Here is a 6,000-nt window from a genome sequence, read left to right as displayed (position 1 = left end):
GGAGCAATGCCCGCGTACGCAGAAAGTTGACGGCTCGAATGCAAGCCGTGAAAGCCTCGGGTCTCGGCCAGCACACTCACTGCGGTGACAAAACCATAACCGGGCCATCGTGAACGGCCTGAACGCCGGGCCGGGAAGCGGCTGGTGGTCCGGGTGAACCGCTCAAGCGGCGGACAGCCGCTGACGTACACGTTCGCGGCCAGCGGCTTTGCCGTAGCCTGGGCCAGGATCGGCGCGTGCACGGCCCATCTGCCTGGCCGGGCGCCGGCGGTTGCACTCCAGGTGACGATTACGCCTCCAGTAGTGGGGGAGAGGCCCCGAACTTCACGCGTTGGTGGTACCGGAGCGTTGCATGCTGGCGCTCACGATACGGGCGGGTACGAAGAGCTGGGCATCCTGGCCGGGCTGCAAGGTGACCGGCAGGTGGGGGAAGAGCGTGGGGCGTCGTCCGCGACGAGCCAGGCGGCGCCGACGGTGAGGGCCTGAGTGCTGGTGTTGGTGACTTTGAGGAGGTAGCCGGCAGTGGGCTGGGGTCCAGAGTGGGTGGTGGCGATTTCGCTGTGCAGCAGGGGCATCGGCCGCATTATGCCGGGCGCCCTCACCAAAGATCTTCGGGCACGGGGCGCTCGTCGGGCGCGCAAGGCTTGAGACTCCTCCTCCTCAGACCTGCACTATCCGCTGCTCCAGCGCATCTTCACTCCGGCCTCCAGCGCAGCAGGGACAAGCGGGTGAAGGCGTCCAGCTCAGGCCAACAGACGCGTGAAGAGTTTCTTCCAGGCGTGGGGGGAGATCGCCTTCGCGGGCAATCAGGAAACCGGACAGCGGCTTGATGCCTTTCGTCCCTTCAGGCAGTACGAAGAGGACTTCGCGGTTCGGGTTAATTTTCTTTGCGCCGATCAACCAGTTCTTGATGGCGTTCAGGTGGCACTTCTGCGAAATCGCCCTTGCCAGCGAAGGTCAGGGCCAGGGTGCACAGTTGTGCAACCTCTCGTTGCTGCTGGAGTTGATGACGCAGTGCGTTGAGGCTGGCTGTGAAGAATCTGACGTACTCCACGTGAGTTTCTGGGATGGGGTCGTTGAGTTCGAGCGTTCAGGGATGATCACCAACAATGTGGAGGGGCAGGTGGTGAGGGTCCAGTGCACGATGAGCTGCAGCTGCAGCTCATCGTGCAGTTGTCGGTCCGTACGGCATTCGGCGAGGAGCATGAGGACGTCTTGGAACGCTGTGATCATGAGCACCTCGGTGGGGATTGGGCGCAGTATAGGCATACGGCTCTTTCAACCCCGTGACAGAAATGAGGGCTCATGACGCCGGTGTTCCGTGTGCTGCCAGTACCGCCCCGTCTGCGACCCTCAGGACGGGCCAGGCCCACGGTATCGTACTGGTCTTCTCAGGCTTTCAGGGAAGGATGCAGTCCCAGTCCCTGAAAAGATCCGACCTCCTGAGCGCGTGGTCAGGCCTTACGCGCCCGAATCCTCAGCCGGGCGCAACGTCAGCACTGCACCGACCCTGGAGCCATCACCGGAAAAGACAGGATTTGCGCTTCCCGTGACCAGCAGGCTACTGCCATCCGGCCGGGCGATCCGCCAGCGGGCATCCTGGATCACCTCCCCGTGCACCGCCCGGGTAAGTGGCAGGTCCTCGACCGGGTGCGGGTCGCCATCCACCGTGAGTAGACGATAGGTGCTGGTATAGCGGTCGGGCGTCACGTCCAGCTGGTTCACCCCGTGGAGGCGGGCAGCCTCATCATTCACGAAAATGATCCGGCCCTTCGGGTCCGTGACGATCACGCCCTGCTGCAAGTGGCTCAGGACGGCCGTGCGTGCTTCGGCCTCCCGCTCACGGTCGAGACGTGCTTCCACATACGCGGTCACATCCACGGAGAGGCTCAGGACTCCAGACACTTCGGCGTCGAACCCGCGCAGCGGCACGTACGCGTAATTGATGTACAGGTCCCTCACCGCGCCGGTGTGCGGGTCGGTCAGCTGGGCGCGCCGCTCCGTTCCTTCGACGGCCACCCCTGTTCGGTACACCTGATCAAGCAGTTCAAAGAATCCCTGCTGTTCAAGTTCCGGGAAGGCTTCGCGAACCGTCAGGCCATCCACGTTGCGGTTGCCGATCAGTTGCCGTGCGAAGTCGTTGATGAACTCGAACTGGTGCTGGGGCCCGCGCAGTATCGACAGAGCAATGGGAGCGTCGTTGAAGAGGTTGCGCAGGTACCCGCGTTCGGCTTCCTTGCGCAGCAGCCATTGACGGTCAGTGATGTCACGCAGGATCAAGCCCAGGCCGCCGTCCAGGGGGAAGGCGCGCACCTCGTGCCAGCTGAAGAACGCCGGGTAGAACACGTCGACTTCCACCGTGACCTGCTGGTCGAGGGCGCGGCGCAGTTCGCGCCAGGTGCTGGTTTTGGGATCGTCGGCGATCAGGTCCTGTAAGGAGAGGGGCTGGCTGGTGTCGGGCTGGCGGAGCATCAGCCGCGCCTGGCGGTTGAGGAAGGTCACCTGCCAGTTGGAATCCACAGCGACAAAGCCGTCATTGATGGCTTCTGCGAACGCATCGAGAAAAGACACGGCGAAACTCTAGCGCAGGACCAGAACACGGGGACCCACGGATCAGGGTCGTGAAAACTCGCCTGGAACTGTTCGAGCTTCCGGACGCGGAAGAGGAGTCGGTGGCTCCTGCCTGAATATCCGGCTGGAAGGTCACGGCTCAGCGCGAAGGGAAGTCGCGCTGAGCCGTGACGATCATTCAGTCTTATTCCTTGGGAACTTTGATGGTGCCATTGAGAATCAAACGCTGCACGGTCTGGAGCTGCTTCTCAAGGGATGCCGGGACCAGGGCACGGTTGTAGCTGTCCAGCGCGTACTCGACGCCGTCGTTCTCCAGACTGAAGTTGCGGTCGCCTTTGCGCCACGGCTCACCCTGCACCATGTCGCGGATCTGGGCGTACACCGCATTGTCCACGCGTTTGACCATGCTGGTCAGCCCGTGATTGAGCGTGCGGCTCCTGTCGTCGGTATCGCCCAGGTGGTTCTGGTTGCTGTCCACGCCGATAAAGAACATCGGACGGGTATCCCCGGCGCACGCCGCCTTGTACCCGGCACTTTTGGGCACGCCCGTGAACTGGTTGTGCTTGAACGTCAGGCCGTTGGGCAGGTCCGTGCGCTTGACGCACTGAGTTTTATTGACGTAATCGATGACGCCTTTGCCGCTGCCGCCAGCCGCCGCGAAGATCACGTCCGCCCCCTGATCTCTCATGCCCGCGGCGATGGTTCGTGCTTTCGCAGGGTTGTTCCAGGCTTCGGGGGTATCCCCGACGAACTGCACCACGACCTTGCAGGTGGGGCAACTGAACATCACGCCCGCCTTGAAGCCGGCTTCGAACTTCTTGATCACCGGGACGTCCATCCCACCCACGAAGCCCACCGTACCGGTGCTGCTGGCACGCGCGGCGATATAACCGACCAGGAAGCTGCCTTCCTGCTCGCGAAAGCGCAGTCCGGCCGTGTTGTTGCCGGTGGGCAGGTCGTCCACGACAGCGAACTTGCTGGTGGGGTTGGCTTTGGCGGCCGTAGTGATGCCGGCGTTGGCGACGAAGCCGACGCCGATGATGAGGTCCTTGCCTGCTTTGCTGAACTTGTTGATGCCGGGGTTGAGGTCACCGTTCTTGCTGGGTTCGAAGATTTCGAGGTTCACGTTGAAATCGCGTTTGGCGCGCAGGGCGCCTTCGTAGGCGGCCTGATTGAAGCTGCGGTCGTTCTTGCCACCTGCATCGAGCACCAGGCCGACAGTGACGGGTTTCTGGGCGGCGGAGAGACTGAGCATCAGCGTGGATCCTAGAACGAGTATTTTCCTCATGCCTGCCAACGTAACGGGCGTGCCGTCACTTGCGCCTTACCTGCGTCCTGGTGAAGGGCGTGCGCTCCGCGGGCTTTACCTGCATGTTACGAGTGCCTGCCAAACTGAACCACCCTTTTGATTTGGCGGGTGAAGTAGTAGCGCGTGCCTGGCACGGAGAGTTCGTTGCCATCCGGTCCCACCCGCCAGCTCGGCCGATCGGCGGCGACGTCAGCGTAGATCTCGCTCGCAGCAAGGGCGCGGTCAAGCACGTCGGTCAACCATCCTTGCCTCTGCCGGACAGGACCCTTTGCTGATACCGCCATGCCTGCTGCGCTCCCGTATGTGTCCTGGACGACACCCCCACTGATACCCACCAAGCGTACAGCCCGCACGTTAGCTGCTCCCTCGTCATATCTCCCAGCTTTAGCACCTCCCTCAGTCGGGTCGAGACTGTCTTCGCGTCCTGGCACGCGTGCTCCTTGCCCACCCGGCATGCCTGACGCGCCCGCGGCTTCATCCCGCTGGAGGTCGTTCGAGGACGCCCGCGCCGTCGTGCACCCCGCACGACTCCCCAACCGCACGGCGTGGCGCCTGGAGTGCCAACTCCACCACAGTTTAGGCCATCGTCGCGTCATCCGCACCCTCTGGCGTTGGGCGAAAAAGCATTTCAGCAACCAGTAGTTGAGCATGAGCTTCAGGACCCGTCTTAGACCGCCTGCAATTTCCTTGTGATGCAAGGTTCTTATACTCAGTTCATGGCACGGCTCAGCCAACAGATTTCCCCCTCAGGGCACACCGTCCTCGTCGTGGATGACGATGCCGACCTGCGGATCACCGTCGAACGTCTGCTCGCCGGCCAGGGTCACGCTGTCTTGAGCGCCGAGAGAGGCTCTGCGGCGCTGAAGATGCTACAGGAGCACCCGGTGGACTTGGTGCTCCTCGATTACTTCATGCCTGGAATGACGGGCGAAGACGTGGTACGTGAACTGAGGGCCGCTGGACACACCATGCAGGTCGTGCTGCAGACCGGCTACGCCAGCGAACGGCCTCCCCGTGACATGCTGCGCGACCTAGATATCCAGGGTTACCACGACAAATCTGAGGGACCAGAGAAGCTGCTGGTCTGGGTGGACGCGGCCCTGAAGATGCACCGTCACGTCCAGGCCATCAAGGTCTCCCGCGACGGCCTGAATCACATCCTCCAGGCGGCTCCAGAGTTGCACCGGGTCCAGTCTCTCGACTCGCTACTCCGGGGGATCCTGTTGCAGTTGCAGGGCATCCTGGGGTTCTCCGGCGCATGGGTGGCGACCAGTGTGCGGGCCTCTGAACCTCACAGCCTCTTCGCGGTTCCTGAAGCGCAGGCATTCGTGATCAGAGTAGCAACGGGACGCTACGAGGGAAGCGACTGGGCGGCCCTGACGGAGCTCGAACAATTGACCGTCCTGGCCGCAGGAAACACGGGTCGCGCCATGCACGCGCCCTATGTGGCGCTGCCACTCCGTGTGGGCGAGCGCCGCATTGGCGTGCTGTTGGTGGACCCGGGCCCTCAGTCCGGTGTTCAATTCGACCTGACCCTGCTGGAAGTCTTCGCCTCACAGGCGGCCGTGGCGATCGAGAACGTCCGCCTGTTTGAGCTGGCCACCACCGATGATTTGACTGGCCTGATGAACCGGCGTGCCTGGGTCAGCCGACTGGGCGAAGCCTTACACCTGGGGGCGCGTTACGGACACCCCACGAGTGTGATGATGATAGACGTGGATCATTTTAAGCGCGTCAACGACACGTACGGCCACTTGATGGGCGACGCGGTTCTTCGCCTGTTGGGCGAGACGCTGCGGCGTGACGTGCGCACGACAGATGTTGCCGCGCGGTACGGCGGTGAGGAACTGGCGGTGCTGCTGCCGCATACCAGTGCGGATGGCGCGATGATTTTCGCCGAGCGGGTGCGGCAGAGCATCGCGCAGCAAGAACTCATTGGCCCTCTGGGCACCTTGCGCATCACGGCCAGTCTTGGGGTGGCGACCGATCCAGGGCACACGGTTCACAGGGCGGGCGAAGCTGCAGACCTGATTCACCGGGCGGACCAGGCGCTCTACCAGGCCAAGGCGGGCGGGCGCGACAGAGTCGTTATGGAGGCATACACCGCTGGTTAGTGCTGA

General features: G+C 62.9%; 6 protein-coding genes. 1 reads left to right on the top strand and 5 read right to left on the bottom strand.

Annotation, left to right across the window (positions count from 1 at the left end):
• From IEY49_RS19310 to IEY49_RS19290, 5 genes are all read right to left on the bottom strand, one after another.
• On the bottom strand, window positions 1-242 hold a 242-nt coding region (locus IEY49_RS19310), incomplete at its 3' end, for a transposase (RefSeq protein ID WP_189011773.1).
• Between the two features lie 120 nt (window positions 243-362).
• A complete protein-coding gene (locus tag IEY49_RS21580) occupies window positions 363-575 on the bottom strand; it encodes a hypothetical protein (RefSeq protein ID WP_229780928.1) in 213 nt (70 codons plus the stop codon).
• An 886-nt stretch (window positions 576-1,461) separates the two neighbouring features.
• Window positions 1,462-2,571: a PAS domain-containing protein gene (locus IEY49_RS19300; protein ID WP_229780927.1), complete on the bottom strand. Its 1,110-nt coding sequence runs from the start codon at window positions 2,569-2,571 to the stop codon at window positions 1,462-1,464.
• A gap of 184 nt (window positions 2,572-2,755) precedes the next feature.
• Entirely contained in the window at window positions 2,756-3,859 is a 1,104-nt protein-coding gene (locus tag IEY49_RS19295) for a BMP family lipoprotein (protein ID WP_189011771.1), read from the bottom strand.
• Between the two features lie 86 nt (window positions 3,860-3,945).
• Entirely contained in the window at window positions 3,946-4,119 is a 174-nt protein-coding gene (locus tag IEY49_RS19290) for a hypothetical protein (RefSeq protein WP_189011769.1), read from the bottom strand.
• 477 nt (window positions 4,120-4,596) lie between these two features.
• On the opposite strand from IEY49_RS19290, the gene IEY49_RS19285 reads away from it, so the two are divergent.
• Window positions 4,597-5,994 carry a GGDEF domain-containing response regulator gene (locus IEY49_RS19285; protein ID WP_189011767.1) on the top strand — a complete coding sequence of 466 codons (1,398 nt, stop codon included), beginning with the start codon at window positions 4,597-4,599 and terminating at the stop codon, window positions 5,992-5,994.
• Window positions 5,995-6,000 lie beyond the last annotated feature (6 nt).

It is taken from the genome of Deinococcus malanensis (assembly GCF_014647655.1).
Classification (GTDB): Bacteria; Deinococcota; Deinococci; order Deinococcales; family Deinococcaceae; genus Deinococcus; species Deinococcus malanensis.
Note: the sequence above shows the minus strand (reverse complement) of the source record. Positions and strands in the feature narration are given on the sequence as shown.

Bases quoted from the DNA above. Each gene is read 5' to 3' on its own strand.
- IEY49_RS21580 (WP_229780928.1), bottom strand. From the start codon at position 575: ATGCCCCTGCTGCACAGCGAAATCGCCACCACCCACTCTGGACCCCAG.
- IEY49_RS19285 (WP_189011767.1), top strand. From the start codon at position 4,597: ATGGCACGGCTCAGCCAACAGATTTCCCCCTCAGGGCACACCGTCCTC.
- IEY49_RS19295 (WP_189011771.1), bottom strand. From the start codon at position 3,859: ATGAGGAAAATACTCGTTCTAGGATCCACGCTGATGCTCAGTCTCTCC.